This is a genomic window from Streptomyces sp. NPDC050738 (assembly GCF_040654175.1).
Taxonomy (GTDB): Bacteria; Actinomycetota; Actinomycetes; order Streptomycetales; family Streptomycetaceae; genus Streptomyces.
The window spans coordinates 55,671-71,055 of sequence record NZ_JBFAHN010000001.1 but is presented as its reverse complement, the minus strand read 5'-3'; the positions used below and the strand labels follow the sequence as shown (position 1 = coordinate 71,055).

At 69.6% G+C, this 15,385-nt stretch carries 15 protein-coding genes; 7 read left to right on the top strand and 8 right to left on the bottom strand.

The genetic code is table 11. The features are described from left to right. Nucleotides 1–3 precede the first annotated feature (3 nt). Nucleotides 4–498 carry an inorganic diphosphatase gene (locus AB0H78_RS00355; protein ID WP_363232682.1) on the bottom strand — a complete coding sequence of 165 codons (495 nt, stop codon included), beginning with the start codon at nt 496–498 and terminating at the stop codon, nt 4–6. A 187-nt stretch (nt 499–685) separates the two neighbouring features. On the opposite strand from AB0H78_RS00355, the gene dacB reads away from it, so the two are divergent. From dacB to folE, 6 genes are all read left to right on the top strand, one after another. After that, nucleotides 686–2,077, top strand: a complete 1,392-nt coding sequence (gene dacB / locus AB0H78_RS00350) for a D-alanyl-D-alanine carboxypeptidase/D-alanyl-D-alanine-endopeptidase (protein WP_363231929.1) — start codon at nt 686–688, stop codon at nt 2,075–2,077. A 75-nt stretch (nt 2,078–2,152) separates the two neighbouring features. Continuing rightward, on the top strand, nt 2,153–3,292 hold the full coding sequence (locus tag AB0H78_RS00345) for a zinc-dependent metalloprotease (protein ID WP_363231928.1): 1,140 nt from the start codon (nt 2,153–2,155) through the stop codon (nt 3,290–3,292). A 164-nt stretch (nt 3,293–3,456) separates the two neighbouring features. Beyond that, on the top strand, nt 3,457–4,497 hold the full coding sequence (tilS, locus tag AB0H78_RS00340; protein ID WP_363231927.1) for a tRNA lysidine(34) synthetase TilS: 1,041 nt from the start codon (nt 3,457–3,459) through the stop codon (nt 4,495–4,497). Between the two features lie 112 nt (nt 4,498–4,609). Then, nucleotides 4,610–5,152: a hypoxanthine phosphoribosyltransferase gene (hpt, locus tag AB0H78_RS00335; protein WP_363232681.1), complete on the top strand. Its 543-nt coding sequence runs from the start codon at nt 4,610–4,612 to the stop codon at nt 5,150–5,152. 183 nt (nt 5,153–5,335) lie between these two features. After that, nucleotides 5,336–7,366 carry an ATP-dependent zinc metalloprotease FtsH gene (gene ftsH / locus AB0H78_RS00330; RefSeq protein ID WP_363231926.1) on the top strand — a complete coding sequence of 677 codons (2,031 nt, stop codon included), beginning with the start codon at nt 5,336–5,338 and terminating at the stop codon, nt 7,364–7,366. A 94-nt stretch (nt 7,367–7,460) separates the two neighbouring features. Next, a complete protein-coding gene (gene folE / locus AB0H78_RS00325) occupies nt 7,461–8,066 on the top strand; it encodes a GTP cyclohydrolase I FolE (protein ID WP_363231925.1) in 606 nt (201 codons plus the stop codon). Here the strand turns inward: folE and AB0H78_RS00320 are convergent. The 6 genes from AB0H78_RS00320 to AB0H78_RS00295 all read right to left on the bottom strand — a co-directional run bounded on the left by AB0H78_RS00320 (nt 8,063) and on the right by AB0H78_RS00295 (nt 12,893). Further along, nucleotides 8,063–8,545, bottom strand: coding sequence for a DUF3180 domain-containing protein (locus tag AB0H78_RS00320; protein WP_363231924.1), 483 nt, complete (start codon nt 8,543–8,545; stop codon nt 8,063–8,065). The genes folE and AB0H78_RS00320 overlap by 4 nt on opposite strands. Nucleotides 8,546–8,572: 27 nt before the next feature. After that, nucleotides 8,573–9,187 carry a 2-amino-4-hydroxy-6-hydroxymethyldihydropteridine diphosphokinase gene (gene folK / locus AB0H78_RS00315; protein ID WP_363231923.1) on the bottom strand — a complete coding sequence of 205 codons (615 nt, stop codon included), beginning with the start codon at nt 9,185–9,187 and terminating at the stop codon, nt 8,573–8,575. Beyond that, nucleotides 9,184–9,543 carry a dihydroneopterin aldolase gene (gene folB / locus AB0H78_RS00310; RefSeq protein WP_363231922.1) on the bottom strand — a complete coding sequence of 120 codons (360 nt, stop codon included), beginning with the start codon at nt 9,541–9,543 and terminating at the stop codon, nt 9,184–9,186. The genes folK and folB overlap by 4 nt, the downstream gene beginning before the upstream one ends. A 165-nt stretch (nt 9,544–9,708) precedes the next feature. Beyond that, nucleotides 9,709–10,173, bottom strand: a complete 465-nt coding sequence (locus AB0H78_RS00305; protein WP_363231921.1) for a nuclear transport factor 2 family protein — start codon at nt 10,171–10,173, stop codon at nt 9,709–9,711. After that, nucleotides 10,170–11,030: a dihydropteroate synthase gene (gene folP, locus AB0H78_RS00300; RefSeq protein WP_363231920.1), complete on the bottom strand. Its 861-nt coding sequence runs from the start codon at nt 11,028–11,030 to the stop codon at nt 10,170–10,172. Before folP ends, AB0H78_RS00305 begins: the two co-directional genes overlap by 4 nt. Before the next feature lie 30 nt (nt 11,031–11,060). Next, the gene (locus tag AB0H78_RS00295; protein ID WP_363231919.1) at nt 11,061–12,893 is read right to left on the bottom strand and encodes a phosphatidylglycerol lysyltransferase domain-containing protein; all 1,833 of its coding nucleotides are present in this window, start codon (nt 12,891–12,893) and stop codon (nt 11,061–11,063) included. A 115-nt stretch (nt 12,894–13,008) separates the two neighbouring features. Here AB0H78_RS00295 and AB0H78_RS00290 point away from each other — a divergent pair, with 115 nt between their 5' ends. Next, complete coding sequence (locus AB0H78_RS00290; RefSeq protein ID WP_363231918.1) at nt 13,009–14,133, top strand: alpha/beta hydrolase-fold protein; 1,125 nt, start codon at nt 13,009–13,011, stop codon at nt 14,131–14,133. On the opposite strand, the gene AB0H78_RS00285 is transcribed toward AB0H78_RS00290, so the two are convergent. Further along, the gene (locus AB0H78_RS00285) at nt 14,123–15,265 is read right to left on the bottom strand and encodes a betaine/proline/choline family ABC transporter ATP-binding protein (RefSeq protein WP_363231917.1); all 1,143 of its coding nucleotides are present in this window, start codon (nt 15,263–15,265) and stop codon (nt 14,123–14,125) included. The two genes, AB0H78_RS00290 and AB0H78_RS00285, sit on opposite strands and share 11 nt — an antisense overlap. Nucleotides 15,266–15,385 lie beyond the last annotated feature (120 nt).

The window sequence follows — 15,385 nt, the reverse complement described above, 5'->3', positions numbered from 1 at the left end:
GCGTCAGTGCGCGCCGCCCTGCGCCTCGAGGCGCTTGTAGGAGGCGCGGACCTCGTCCTCGGCCTCGGTACGGCCGACCCAGTCGGCGCCCTCGACGGACTTGCCGGGCTCCAGGTCCTTGTAGACCTCGAAGAAGTGCTGGATCTCCAGGCGGTCGAACTCCGACACGTGGTGGATGTCGCGCAGGTGCTCGACGCGCGGGTCCGAAGCCGGGACGCACAGCAGCTTGTCGTCGCCGCCGGCCTCGTCCGTCATACGGAACATGCCGATCGCGCGGCACTTGATGACACAGCCGGGGAAGGTCGGCTCGTCCAGCAGGACAAGGGCGTCCAGCGGGTCGCCGTCCTCGCCGAGGGTGTTCTCGACGAATCCATAGTCCGCGGGGTAGCTGGTCGAGGTGAAGAGCCGACGGTCCAGACGGATCCGGCCGGTCTCGTGGTCCACCTCGTACTTGTTCCGCGAACCCTTCGGGATCTCGATGGTGACGTCGAACTCCACGGGTGGCTCCTCCATGATCAACACAATAGTCTGGTGGTGCTGCATCTCCAGGGGGACGGCCCCCGTACCCCCGGCCGGATGGCCGGAGCGAGCTGAGCGGTGCCCTGTCAAGGACAGAGCGAATGATTAAGTGTCCCTCACGCAGGTGTGTGATCGCGAAAGGGGCTGCTCCGAGGTGCGGATGCCGATGCCGAAGCTCACGACATGGCAATTCATCGCGGGCTCCACAGCCATCGGTCTCGTCATTGCGACCGGAGCAGTGGCGCTGGCAGGACCCTGGGACTCAGGCCAGCGTAAGGCTGAGCGGGACCAGTCGGCGCCCAAGGGTGGCGCACATCACCCGGCCCCGGCGCGCCCCAAGGCCCCCGCGCCCGCCCCCAGCGCCCCCGGCGTGCTCACGGCGCTGGGCGCCCCCGGGAACGTACCCGCACAAAAGGCGCTCTCCGCCACCCTCGGCCCGCTCCTCGCCGACCCCGCTCTCGGCTCGGTCCACACCGCCGCCGTGATCGACACCGCGACGGGGAAGCTGCTGTACGGTTCCGGCGCCGACCTGGCCATGACCCCCGCCTCCACCGTCAAGCTCGCCACCACGACCGCCGCCCTGGCGGCCCTCGGCCCCGACCACCGCATCGCCACCACGGTCGAGGCGACCGCGGACGGCAAGCACCTGACGCTGGTCGGCGGCGGCGACCCCACGCTCTCCAAGGACCGCCTGCGCGCCCTCGCGGACGACACCGTCCGTGTCCTGCGCGACCGCGGTGTCACCTCCGTCGACCTCGCGTACGACACCTCGCTCTACTCGGGCCCCGAGATCCACCCCATCGGCATCAACGACAACATCGCCCCCGTCGTCGCCCTGATGACGGACGAGGGCCGCGTCGACGGCAGCGACCACGGCCCGGCCCCGCGCACCGGCGACCCGGCGGGCGACACGGCCCGTACGTTCGCCGGCATGCTCGCGGACCGGGGCGTCACCGCGAACCCGGGCTCCACGCCCGCCCGGCCCGCCGCCCACTCCACCCCCCTCGCCCGTACGTACTCCGACCCCCTCTCCGCCCTCGTCGAACGCGCCCTGACCAACAGCGACAACGACCTCGCCGAGGCCCTGGCCCGCCAGACGGCCCTGGCCGCGGGCCGGCCGGCCAGCTTCGAGGGCGCGGGACGTGCGGTGAAGGACCAGCTGGCCAAGCTCCGACTCCCGGTCTCCGAGGCGCAGTTCGCGGACGGCAGCGGCCTCGACCGCAACGACAGGGTCACCGCGACCCTGCTGGCCACCGTCCTGGCCCGCGCCTCCGAACCGGCGAACCAGCGCCTGCGCCCTGTCCTCACCGGACTGCCCATCGCCGGTTTCAGCGGCACGCTCGCCGACCGCTACACGGGCAGCGCATCGGGCACCGGCCTGGTCCGGGCCAAGACCGGCACGCTGACCGGGGTGAACACCCTGGCCGGCACGGTGGTGGCGGCCGACGGGCGGCTGCTCTCCTTCGCCTTCCTCGCCTCGAACACCACCTCGCCGTACGCGGCCCAGTCCGCCCTGGACCGGCTCGCGACGGCACTGGCCACCCGGAAACTCACCTGACCCACGGCGCCACACGGCGACCAACGGCCCCCAACACCCCACCGCCGGGTGAGAAGGCAACGTACGGTTGACCGCATGACGCGTATCGGTGGTGCTGGTACATCGGGGATGGTCGACTGGAACCTCGCGGTGGCGACCGCGACCCGCTTCGTGCGGCCGGGTCCGGACGTGAGCCGGGACGAGGCCCGGGCCGTCGTCGCGGAGCTGCGCCGGCACGCCAAGGCGGCCGAGGAACACGTGCGCGCCTTCACGCGGATGATCCCGGAGGGACACGAGCCGGAGGACACCCCGGTCCTGGTCGTGGACCGGGCGGGCTGGGTGAAGGCCAATGTGGCGGGCTTCCGCGAAGTGCTGAGGCCGCTGCTGGAGAAGATGCAGGAGCGGCGCGGCAACACCCCGGGCGGAGCCGTCCTCGGGGCCGTCGGCGGCAAGGTCACCGGCGTCGAGCTGGGCATGCTGCTCTCCTTCCTGGCTTCCCGGGTCCTCGGGCAGTACGAGACCTTCGCGCCCGCCACCCGCGACCTGCCCGCCTCCGAGACCGGCGGCGGACGACTGCTCCTGGTGGCGCCCAACATCGTCCACGTCGAGCGCGAACTGGGCGTGGATCCCCACGACTTCAGGCTCTGGGTCTGTCTGCACGAGGAGACCCACCGCACCCAGTTCACCGCCGTGCCGTGGCTCCGTGATCACCTCGAGGGCGAGATCCAGTCATTCCTGGAGCAGACCGAGGTCGACCCGATGACGGTCCTGGAGCGGCTGCGCGAGGCCGCCCAGTCGCTCACCGGCAACAAGCCCGAAGGCGATGAGGACGAGGGCGGACGTTCGATCGTCGAGCTCGTACAGACCCCCGCACAGCGGGAGATCCTCGGCCGACTGACCGCCGTTATGTCGCTTTTGGAAGGGCATGCCGACTACGTGATGGACGGGGTCGGCCCGCAGGTCGTGCCGTCCGTGAACGAGATCCGCGAGAAGTTCCAGCAGCGCCGCGCCAAGGGTGCGTCCCGCCTTGACCAGGCACTTCGCAAGCTGCTCGGGCTGGACGCCAAGCTCCGTCAGTACCGCGACGGCGAGCGGTTCGTACGGGCTGTGGTGGAAGAGGTCGGGATGGACGGCTTCAACCGCGTCTGGACCTCTCCGAACACGCTCCCGACCAAGGCGGAGATCGCCAAACCGGCGGACTGGGTCGCGCGGGTGCACCGTAAAGCAGACTCGTGATCCCGTCGTGACCGACGGCAGAAGAACGCCCCTCGAATCACCCATCTGAGGGACCGTGGGCCGGGGGTAGGCGTGCGATGCTCGGGTAACGGCCCGGTTCTGTCACCATCTACGCACTCTGTGTGACGGAAGCGCACCCCCCAACTCCCCGAAGGGCACCGGACATGGGTCCCCATCCTGCGGTCGCAGCGATACGCCTGGCGGTTCGCCGCGTACTGAACGACGTACTCAACGAAGCACTCGCCCAGCCCGCCGCGCACGACGGGCCCCCCACGGCGCACGAGGCGCCCCCCACACCCCTCGTGCTCGTCGCCTGCTCCGGCGGCGCCGACTCCATGGCACTCGCCTCCGCCCTCGCCTTCGAGGCGCGCAAGCTGCCCGTGCGGGCCGGCGGCATCACCATCGACCACGGCCTCCAGGACGGCTCGGACATCCGCGCCGCCGAGGTCGTCTCCCGGCTGTCCGCGATGGACCTCGGCCCCGTCGAGTCCGTCGCCGTGACCGTCGGCCGCGAGGGCGGCCCCGAAGCCGCGGCCCGCGACGCCAGGTATGCCGCGCTGGACGCCGCAGCCGAGCGCCACGGCGCGGCCGCCGTCCTGCTCGGCCACACACGCGACGACCAGGCCGAGACGGTCCTGCTCGGCCTCGCCCGCGGCTCGGGCATCCGCTCCCTGTCCGGTATGGCGGCCGTCTCGGGGGCGGCCGGACGCTACCGCCGCCCCTTCCTCCAACTGGACCGGCAGACCGCCCGCAAGGCCTGCCTGGTCCAGCAGTTGACGGTCTGGGACGACCCGCACAACACCGACCCCTCCTACACCCGCTCCAGGCTGCGCCACGAAGGCCTGCCCGCCCTGGAGAAATCTCTGGGCAAAGGTGTCGTCGAAGCTCTGGCCCGCACTGCTCAGCTCTCCCGCGACGACGCCGACGCCCTGGATTACTGGGCGGCCGACGCCGATCGTTCCGTACGGGACGAAGCCGGCCGGCTGGAGTGCGCGAAGCTCTACGCGCTGCCCCCCGCGGTACGCCGCCGGGTGCTGCGCCGCAACGCGATCGCGGCCGGATCCCCGGCGGGTTCGCTCTTCGCCCGGCACATCGAGGAGATGGACCGCCTGATCACCGGGTGGCGCGGGCAGGGAGGCATCAACCTGCCCGGCCGAGTCGAGGCCCTCCGCCAGGGTGGCAGACTGGTCATCCGGCAAGGCTGAACTGCGCATCCCAAGTGCGGCTTCCCCCGGGGGCAACCCCCGGACCCCCGGCCGAACCGCCAGTCCGATCGCAGCATCCCAAGTGAAAGTAGCCCGGGTGAACGAGAAAGACATGGGCACCGACCTCCAGTCGGTGCTCATCACCAAGGAAGAGATCGACGCGAAGCTCGCGGAGCTGGCCGCGAAGATCGACGCGGAGTACGCGGGCAAGGATCTGCTCCTGGTCGGTGTCCTCAAGGGCGCCGTGATGGTGATGGCGGACCTGGCGCGCGCGCTCTCCTCCGACGTCACGATGGACTGGATGGCGGTGTCCTCGTACGGCGCGGGCACCCAGTCGTCCGGAGTCGTCCGGATCCTCAAGGACCTGGACACCGACATCAAGGGCAAGCACGTCCTGATCGTCGAGGACATTATCGACTCGGGTCTGACGCTCTCCTGGCTGCTGTCGAACCTGGGCTCGCGCGAGCCCGCCTCGCTCGAGGTCTGCACCCTGCTGCGCAAGCCGGATGCCGCAAAGGTCGCGATCGACGTGAAGTGGATCGGCTTCGACATCCCGAACGAGTTCGTCGTCGGATACGGCCTGGATTACGCCGAGAAGTACCGCAATCTCCCGTTCGTCGGAACGCTCGCCCCGCACGTGTACGGCGGCGCGTGACACCATCCGGCTCCGCCGGGTGCGTTCATCACCTGACGGGAACCCTCACACCGACCCCACCGTTGGAGCAGGGGAAGGCGGTCGCGGTTGGCAATGCTGGGGTACCGTCCGAAGAACAGTCTTTACTCACAGTGGCATTTACCTACGGGCAGGAGGGACGGGGCGTAAGTCCGCCCCGTATGGATGGACGTGAAGCGATACTTCCGTGGGCCGGTCATGTGGATCGTGCTGGCCGTCCTGGCCGTGGTCGTGCTGATGCAGGTCGTCGGCTCCTCCGGCGGCTACAAGTCAGTGGACACCTCTCAGGTCGTCCAGGCGATCACTGACAAAAAGGTCGAGCAGGCGAAGATCACCACCGGTGATCAGAGTGTTCTCAAGATTCAGCTGAAGGACGGCCAGAAGATCGATGGCGAGTCCGGCAGCAAGTTCCAGGCCAACTACATCGGCGACGCGCAGGGCACTCAGCTCGCGGCGCAGCTGCAGACCGCATCGAGCGCTGGGGACATCCCCAAGGGCTACACGGTCTCTGTAGAGAAGCAGAACGCCTTCCTGGGCATCCTGCTCTCGCTGCTGCCGTTCGTCCTCATCGTCGTGGTCTTCCTCTTCCTGATGAACCAGATGCAGGGCGGCGGCTCCCGCGTCATGCAGTTCGGGAAGTCCAAGGCCAAGCTGCTCACCAAGGACACCCCCAAGACGACCTTCGCCGATGTGGCGGGGTCCGACGAGGCCGTCGAGGAACTCCACGAGATCAAGGAGTTCCTGCAGGAGCCGGCGAAGTTCCAGGCCGTCGGCGCCAAGATCCCCAAGGGTGTCCTGCTGTACGGACCTCCCGGTACGGGCAAGACCCTGCTGGCCCGCGCCGTCGCGGGCGAGGCGGGCGTCCCGTTCTACTCGATCTCGGGTTCCGACTTCGTCGAGATGTTCGTCGGTGTCGGTGCCTCCCGTGTGCGTGACCTCTTCGAGCAGGCCAAGGCGAACGCCCCGGCGATCGTCTTCGTCGACGAGATCGACGCCGTCGGCCGGCACCGCGGTGCCGGTATGGGCGGCGGTCACGACGAGCGCGAGCAGACCCTCAACCAGCTGCTGGTCGAGATGGACGGATTCGACGTGAAGGGCGGCGTCATCCTGATCGCCGCCACGAACCGTCCCGACATCCTCGACCCGGCACTGCTGCGCCCCGGCCGTTTCGACCGCCAGATCGCGGTCGACCGCCCGGACATGCAGGGCCGTCTGGAGATCCTCAAGGTTCACCAGAAGGGCAAGCCGGTCGCCCCGGACGTCGATCTGGCCGCAGTGGCCCGTCGTACGCCCGGCTTCACCGGTGCGGACCTTGCCAACGTGCTGAACGAAGCCGCGCTGCTCACCGCACGCGGCAACCAGAAGCTCGTCGACAACAACGCGCTGGACGAGGCGATCGACCGCGTCGTGGCGGGCCCGCAGAAGCGGACCCGGATCATGTCCGACAAGGAAAAGAAGATCACCGCGTACCACGAGGGCGGACACGCCCTGGTCGCGGCGGCTTCCCCCAACTCGGACCCGGTCCACAAGATCACGATCCTGTCGCGCGGCCGTGCACTCGGCTACACGATGGTGCTGCCGGACGAGGACAAGTACTCCACGACGCGCAACGAAATGCTCGACCAGCTGGCATACATGCTGGGCGGGCGCGCAGCCGAGGAGCTCGTCTTCCACGACCCGACCACGGGCGCGGCCAACGACATCGAGAAGGCCACGGCCACCGCTCGCGCGATGGTCACGCAGTACGGCATGACCGAGCGTCTGGGCGCGATCAAGTTCGGTGGAGACAACACCGAGCCGTTCCTGGGCCGTGAGATGGGGCATGCCCGCGAGTACTCGGAAGAGGTCGCGGCGCTCGTCGACGAAGAGGTCAAGAAGCTCATCGAGACGGCGCACAACGAGGCCTGGGAAATCCTGGTCGAGAACCGCGACGTCCTCGACAATCTGGTTCTGGCGCTCCTCGAGAAGGAGACCCTGAACAAGGAGCAGATCGCCGAGGTCTTCGCCGGCATCGTGAGGCGTCCGGCCCGCCCGGCGTGGACCGGATCGTCCCGTCGTACGCCCTCGACGCGTCCGCCGGTGCTCTCACCGCGGGAGCTGGCGCTCACCAACGGTGCCGCAGGCACCAACGGTGCGGCCCCGGCCGCCGTGGAGGCAGCCCCCGAGCCGGTCCCCGAGGACCGTCCCGAGAGCTGAGCAGCCCGGCAGCCCCGGAATGCATGCCGCGCCCCCCAGGTTCTAGCCTGGGGGGCGCGGCACTTTTTGTTGACGAGGAGCGAGGCACACCACGATGACCGACCCGATAACGCTGGACGGCGAGAGCACGATCGGTTCCTTCGACGAGAAGCGCGCCGAGAACGCCGTGCGCGAGCTGCTCATCGCGGTCGGGGAGGACCCGGAGCGCGAGGGCCTTCTGGAGACCCCGGCGCGCGTGGCACGGGCGTACAAGGAGCTCTTCGCGGGGCTGCACCAGAAGCCCGAGGACGTCCTGACGACGACCTTCGACCTCGGCCACGACGAGATGGTCCTGGTGAAGGACATCGAGGTGCAGAGCCACTGCGAGCATCACCTGGTGCCGTTCACGGGTGTCGCCCACGTCGGGTACATCCCGTCGGTGGACGGGAAGATCACCGGCCTGTCGAAGCTGGCCCGGCTGGTCGACGTCTATGCCCGGCGGCCGCAGGTGCAGGAGCGGCTGACGACGCAGGTCGCCGAATCGCTGATGAAGATCCTCGAACCGCGGGGCGTCATCGTCGTCATCGAGTGCGAGCACATGTGCATGACGATGCGCGGGGTCCGCAAGCCGGGCGCCAAGACCATCACCTCGGCGGTGCGCGGACAGCTGCGCCACCCGGCGACGCGTGCCGAGGCGATGAGCCTCATCATGGCCCGCTAGGCGGGCGCGCCCTGGCTGTTGTCGTCCTCGTCCTCGGGGAGCTTGCAGACACGCTCCAGGAAGAGGGCAGCGGCGACCACGGCGATCCCTGCGACCACGGAGAAGGCGGCGTAGATCGCCTGGTCGCGGCGGGCCGGGACGTCGAGCTGGCCGAGCAGGAAGACGCCGGTGCCGCCGTACATTCCGCAGACCAGCGAGGCGACCAGCGCGCTCGCCTGGCCGAAGACCACCGCGCGGGCCGCCATCAGCGGCTCCACGCCCTTCGCGCCCGGGCGGCGCTCCCGCTGGGCGCGCAGGCGCGCGCGCAGCGAGAGTGCCGTCGCGAGCAGCGTGACCGCGATCAGCGCCAGCACGATCGGCGCGGCCAGCGGCACGCTCGGGAGCGTGCCCACCGAGTCCCAGAGCCGGGCGCCGGCCCAGGACAGGACGCCGGCCACGACGAACAGGCCGGCCAGTACGCCGAGTCGTAGTTGCTTCACAGGTTTCTTGCCTCCCAGAGGGCAACGTCACTCGGGCAGGCGGAGTTCCAGGTCGGGGCGGAACAGTACGCCTTCGCTGCCGATGCCGTTCAGGAGCTCGGCCACCGCGCCGCGGCCGGGCAGCTGGGCCTCCGGCTCCACGTCGTGCCACGGCACCAGGACGAAGGCCCGCTCGTGGGCGCGCGGGTGCGGCAGGGTGAGCACCGGGTCGTCCGAGAGAACGTCGGCGTACGCCACGATGTCGACGTCGATCGTGCGCGGGCCCCAGCGCTCGTCCCGTACCCGGTCGAAGGCCTCTTCGATGGCCTGACCGCGCTCCAGGAGCGAGGAAGGGGGGAGGGTCGTCTTCACGACCACGACCGCGTTGAAGTACGACGGCTGGGAGTCCGCGGCCACGCCCCACGGCTCCGTTTCGTACACGGGGGAGACCGCCTTGACGCGCAGTCCCGGAGTGTCCTCCAGGGCGTCGATCGCGCCCTGCAGCGTCTCCAGGCGGTTGCCCAGGTTGGAGCCGAGGGAGATCACGGCACGCTTGGGGTTGGAGAGGGTCACGTCCGCGGCGTCGACCTGCTCGGTCACGGAGGCGGGCACCGGCTGGACCGTCGGGTCGCTCTGCGAGCCCCCGAGGAATTTGGCAGTCATGCGCGGCTCCGGGTGATGGTGATGGTCACGTCGTCGAAGGGGACGGTGATCGGTGCGTCCGGCTTGTGGACGACCACCTCCACCTCGTGGACACCTTCGTGCTTCAGGCACTGCTGGGCGATCCGCTCGGCGAGCGTCTCGATCAGGTCGACCGGCTCGCCCTTGACGACGTCCACGACCTCCTCGGCCACGATGCCGTAGTGCACGGTCTTCGCCAGGTCGTCGTCGGCCGCCGCGGGGCGGGTGTCGAGGCTGAGCGTCAGGTCGACGATGAAGGTCTGGCCCTCCTCGCGCTCCTTGGGGAAGACGCCATGGTGTCCACGGGCCTTGAGGCCGCGCAGCGCGACACGATCCACGCGAATCACTCCTGCTTCAGTCGGTGAGTAGGGCGTGCGCACCGAGTGCGGTCGGTACGACGTCCTCATTCGAATCTACCTGCGAGCACTGACAGCGCCTGCCCGTGGGGGCTATGGACAGAAGTCCGGGCGGATGGTACCCGCCCATACCCCTGGTGTTCGGCTTCAATCCTCGCTGCGGTCGTCTTCGTCGGACTCGTCCGATTCGGCCAGCACCGGTGATCCGTGGTGCGACCAGAGCTTCCAGCCGTCCATGGTGCGGCGGAAGACGTTCGTCGCCACGACCAACTGGCCGACCAGCGGGCCCAGCTCACCGCTCTCCTCGGCGGGGCCGCCGCTGAGGATGTTCTCCGTGCAGGTCACCAGGGCGGTGTCGCCGGCGAGCGCGACCTTCACATCGGTCAGGAAGAACTGGATGTATTCGGTGTTCGCCATGATCAGGGCGTACGAGCGGAGCACTTCGCCGCGTCCGGTCAGCACCGGCCAGCCGGGGTGGATGCAGGAGATCTCCAGCTCTTCGTCCCCGCTCAGCCACAGGTCGCTGAGTTCGTCGAAGTCGCCGCGCTCCATCGTCTCGTAGAAGGCGGTGTTGGCGAGCTCGACCGCTTCGAGGTCGGCCGGGGCGGTCATCGGGCACCCTCGACGGCACGGGCGACGCGGACGGCGTCGGCCGTCGCCCGCACCTCGTGGACGCGCACCGCCCAGGCGCCCTCGTGGGCGGCGATCGCGGAGATCGCGGCGGTGGCCGCGTCGCGCTCGCGGGCGGGCGGCGGGGCGGCCCCCTCGTGCGCGAGCACATGGCCGAGGAACCGCTTACGGGAGGCCGCCACCAGCAGCGGGCGGCCCAGGGCGCCGAGGTCCGCGAGGTGGGCGACCAGGGCGAGGTCGTGCCCGGCCTGCTTGGCGAAGCCGAGGCCGGGGTCGATGACGATCCGCTCGGGGGCGATGCCGCCCTCGATGACGGCCTCCATGCGGGCGCGGAGCTCCGAGGCGACCTCGGCCACCACGTCCTCGTACACCGCACGGCTGTTCATGGACTCGCTGAAACCGCGCCAGTGCATGACGACGAAGGGGGCGCCGGTGGCGGCGACCGCGGGGATCATCGCGGGGTCGGCGAGGCCGCCGCTGACGTCGTTGACCAGGACGGCTCCGGCGGCGACGGACTGCTCGGCGACCGTGGCGCGCATGGTGTCGACGGAGACGGTGACGCCTTCGGAGACCAGGCCTCGTACGACGGGGAGCACCCGCCGCAGCTCCTCGTCCTCGTCCACCCGGGAGGCGCCGGGGCGCGTCGACTCACCGCCGACGTCCACCAGGTCGGCGCCCTCGGTGACCAGGTCGAGGCCGTGTTTGACGGCGGCCGTGGCGCTGAACCAGCGACCGCCGTCGGAGAAGGAGTCGGGGGTCACGTTCACGACCCCCATGACCGCACAGCGGTCCCACTCCGGCAGCCCCTCGACCGTGCCCCGCCCGCGCAACGTACTCATGCGTCCAGCCTAGGGCCGGACGGGGGGTCCTTACGCCGCGTTGAACTCGGCATCCTTGGTCTGGGACGGGATGTGGGTGCAGGGGCGGCGGACCGGACCCCTGCGGCGGGCGAAGGGCCGGGGGAGCGCGAGGTTCACGAATCCCTCGGCCTGCATGGCGGCGATGCCGATCCGGGGGAGGTCGCCGTTGTTGCGGAAGACCACGAAACGGGGCTCCCAGCGCGGCTGGAATTTGGCGTTGAACTTGTACAGGGACTCGATCTGGAACCAGCGGGACAGGAAGACGAGCAGCCCGCGCCAGCCGCGCAGGACCGGGCCCGCGCCCAGCTTCTCGCCGCGTGCGAGCGCCGCGCGGAACATCGCGAAGTTCAGAGAGACCCGCTCGATGCCGAGGGCGGGCGAGGCCTGGAGGGAGGCGACGATGAGGAGTTCGTTCATGCCGGGGTCGGCGGAGCGGTCGCGGCGCATCAGCTCCAGGGACATGCCGTCCGGGCCCCAGGGGACGAAGTGGATGATCGCCTTCAGGTCGCCGTACGGGGAGTAGCCGCCGTCGGCCTTGTGCGCGGTGGCGATCACGCAGTCGCCGTCGCCCGGGTCGCCGATCCGGCCGAGCGCCATGGAGAAGCCGCGCTCGGTGTCCGTACCGCGCCAGGCCTCGGCGGCACCGCGGATGCGGGTCAGCTCGGCCTCGCCGAGGTCACGGACGCGCCGGACGCGGGTCTCGTAGCCATTGCGCTCGATGCGCTTCACCATCTGGCGTACGTTGCGCATCGCGCGCCCGGCGAGAGAGAAATCCGCGACGTCGACCACCGCTTCGTCGCCCAGTTCCAGTGCGTCCAGGCCGGTCTCGCGGGTCCAGACCTCGCCGCCCGTCTCGCTGCAGCCCATCACGGCGGGTGTCCAGGAGTGCGACTTGGCCTCGTCCATGAAGCGCTCGATCGCGCCGGGCCAGGCCTCCACGTCGCCGATCGGGTCGCCGGAGGCCAGCATCACGCCGGAGATCACCCGATAGGTGACGGCCGCCTTGCCGCTGGGGGAGAAGACGACGGCCTTGTCGCGGCGGAGCGCGAAATGGCCCAGCGAGTCGCGGCCGCCGTGCTTGGCGAGCAGGGCCCGCAGGTGCCGCTCGTCCTCGTCCGTGAGGCGGGCGGCCGGGTGCTCGGGGCGGAAGGCCAGGTAGATGGTGGTGACGGCGGTCAGCAGACCGAGCGCGCCCAGCGAATAGGCGACGGTCCATGAGGTGTCGCCGATGTACTCGACCGGGCCCTCGAAGCCGAACATTCCGTACAGCACATGCTGCAGACGGTCCGCGACGCTGGGGCTGCCCATCGTGCGCTGCGGGTGGACGCTCACGATGACCAGGCCGAGCGCGATCGAACCGGCGCCCAGGAGCACGAAGTTGGCCAGTGCCTTCCAGCGGCTGCGCGGGTCGGGCAGGGCCACGAACTCGTCGCGGTGGCGCAGCAGAAGGAAGAGCAGGACGAGCGAGATCACCGAGCCCACGATCGAGTGACGCCACGCGAACTGCGCGACGGCGCCGGCGGGCAGCAGTATCACCGCAGCCCGCCAGGCCCGGCGTTTGTGCCGCTTGAGGCCGTGCGCCAGGAGCAGCAGCAGGACGCCGGCGCTCATGGCCAGTGCGGCCGTGAACGGGCCGAGCGCCCCGGGCAGCACCTCCGCGAGCGCGTGCATCCTGCTGTGCCTGAAGCGCGGGAACACCCCGGCGGCGATGTCGAGGAGGCCTACGACAGCGCAGGCCGTTCCGACGAGCGAGGGCACCTTTTCGGGGCGGGGGCCGTGTATGGCCCGTCGCACACGAATCGGAACCGTTACTGATTTATCCCCATCTAGCCTGACAGACATCGCTTCCCACGGCTCCGCAAGAGATCCGGACATTTTGTGCTCACTAGGACGGCGCTTCCGGGGAGCCGGTTCACCCGTTTCCCGGAAAATCTATGGAAGAAAGCTTGATCTCCCCATGGGTCTCACCAGTCACAAGGTTCTCGCGCTGGCGATAGCGCTGGCGGTCGTGCTGTTCGTCGTGACGGTGGTGTTCTGGGGGCGGCTCGCGCGCAGCAACTGGCGTGCCGTGGTGGGCCGGATCGGTCTGCTCCTCGCGACCCAGCTGGCCGTCTTCACCATGGTCGGGCTCCTTGCCAACAACTCGTTCCTCTTCTACGCGTCCTGGGCCGACCTCTTCGGTCAGGAGCAGACACCCGGCGTGGTCGTCGACCACGCAGCCGGAACGGCGCGTTCAGGAAGCAGGAGCGTACAGGTGCTGAGGAAACAGGAGTTGGACGGTACGGGGGCGCGCGGCCGACGGGCGGGTGGACAGATCCAGGAGGTCCTGATCGGGGGAAAGGCGTCGGGGATCGCGAGTCCCGCGTACGTATATCTGCCGCCCGAGTACTTCGAGCATGCGTACGCGAAACGGACTTTCCCGGCGGTGGTGGTGCTCACCGGCTATCCCGGTGTCGCCAGGAACCTGATGAAGGGGCTGGCCTATCCGCAGACGGCGTTGAAGCTGGCCAGGGCGGGCAGGACGCAGCCGATGGTGCTCGTGATGATGCGGCCGACGGTGGCGCCGCCGCGTGACACCGAGTGTGTGGACGTGCCGGGCGGACCGCAGGCCGAGACCTTCTTCGCCAAGGATGTTCCGCAGGCGGTGCAGGCTTCGTACCGGGTCGGGAAGACGGCGCGGAGCTGGGGTTTCGTCGGTGACTCGACGGGTGGTTACTGCGCGCTGAAGATCGCGATGCATCACCCGAACGTGTACGGCGCGGGTGCCGGGCTCTCCGCGTACTACAAGGCCGCCGAGGACATCACGACCGGCGACCTCTTCCACGGCGACGCGAAGGCGCGGCAGCGGGCGGACCTGCTGTGGAGCCTGGAGCATCTGCCCCCGCCCGACACCTCGTTGATGGTGACCACCAGCAGGCAGGGCGAGGGGAACTACAAGAGCACCATGAAGTTCCTTGCGAACGCGAAGCCGCCGACCCGGGTCTCGTCGATCGTGCTGGAGAGCGGCGGGCACAACTTCAACACCTGGCGCCGTGAGATACCGCCGAGCTTGGAGTGGCTGAGCGGGCGTCTCACCGGCTGACGGTCTCCAGCTCCACTTCGGTACGGGGGATGGCGCGGGCATCGGCGGCGGTGGAGCGGCGCAGCGCTTCGTGCAGGCGGGCGGGGGTGAGGGCGCCGAGGAAGCGGCCGACGCTGTTCTCGTCGATCACCGCGATCCAGCCGGCGTCGTGCTGGAGCATGGTGGCGAGGGCCTGCTTGAGGGAGGCGCCGACGGGGAGCCAGGCCTCCATGCGGCGGGCGTGGTCGCGTACCAGACCCTTGGCGGACGCGGCCTGTTCGGCGGAGATCCAGCCGTGCAGATTCTCTTCGCTGTCGAGAACGACCGCCCAGCGGTCGAGGTCGGCGGGCAGCGGGTCGTCGAGGTGGACGATGGGAGGCTGCTCCAGGTCGCCGGGCTCGATGGGGGTGACGGAGAGGCGCTTGAGGCTGCGGTCCGCGCCCACGAAATCAGCCACATAGGGGGTCTGGGGCGCGCCGAGGACGGCGGCGGGGGCGTCGAACTGCTCGATGCGGCCCTGTCCGTAGACGGCGATGCGGTCGCCGAGGCGGACGGCCTCCTCGATGTCGTGGGTGACGAAGAGGACGGTCTTGCGCAGGGACTTCTGGAGCGCGAGGAACTCGTTCTGGAGGTGCTCGCGGACGACGGGGTCGACTGCGCCGAAGGGCTCGTCCATGAGGAGTACGGGCGGGTCCGCGGCCAGGGCTCTTGCCACGCCCACGCGTTGGCGCTGGCCGCCGGAGAGCTGGTCGGGGTAGCGGCTGCCGTAGACGGACGGGTCGAGGCCCACCAGCTCGAGGAGTTCGGCGGCACGGGCCCGGGCCTGGGTCCTCTTCACGCCCAGGAGGTGGGGGACGGTCGCGGTGTTGTCGAGGACCGTCTTGTGCGGGAAGAGACCGACCTGCTGGATCACATAGCCGATACGGCGGCGGAGCTGGACCGGGTCGATGCCGGATATGTCGTCCCCGTCGAGGAATATCCGGCCCCCCGTCGGCTCGATGAGGCGGTTGACCATCTTCATCGTGGTGGTCTTGCCGCAGCCGGACGGGCCGACGAGCGTGACCAGTTCACCCTCGGCGACTTCGAAGGAGAGGTCGTCGACGGCGGTGGTGCCGTCCGCGTACCGCTTGGTCACGTGCTCGAAACGAATCATGATTCCCCATTGTGCCGGGCCGATTGTGAAGGCCATGTTGCTGCCGTGAGACGGCCCTCGTTGATTGTCAGTGCTCAGGGATAGGGTCGGCCAGACATTAGTTCGGGGGAGGTGGTGCGG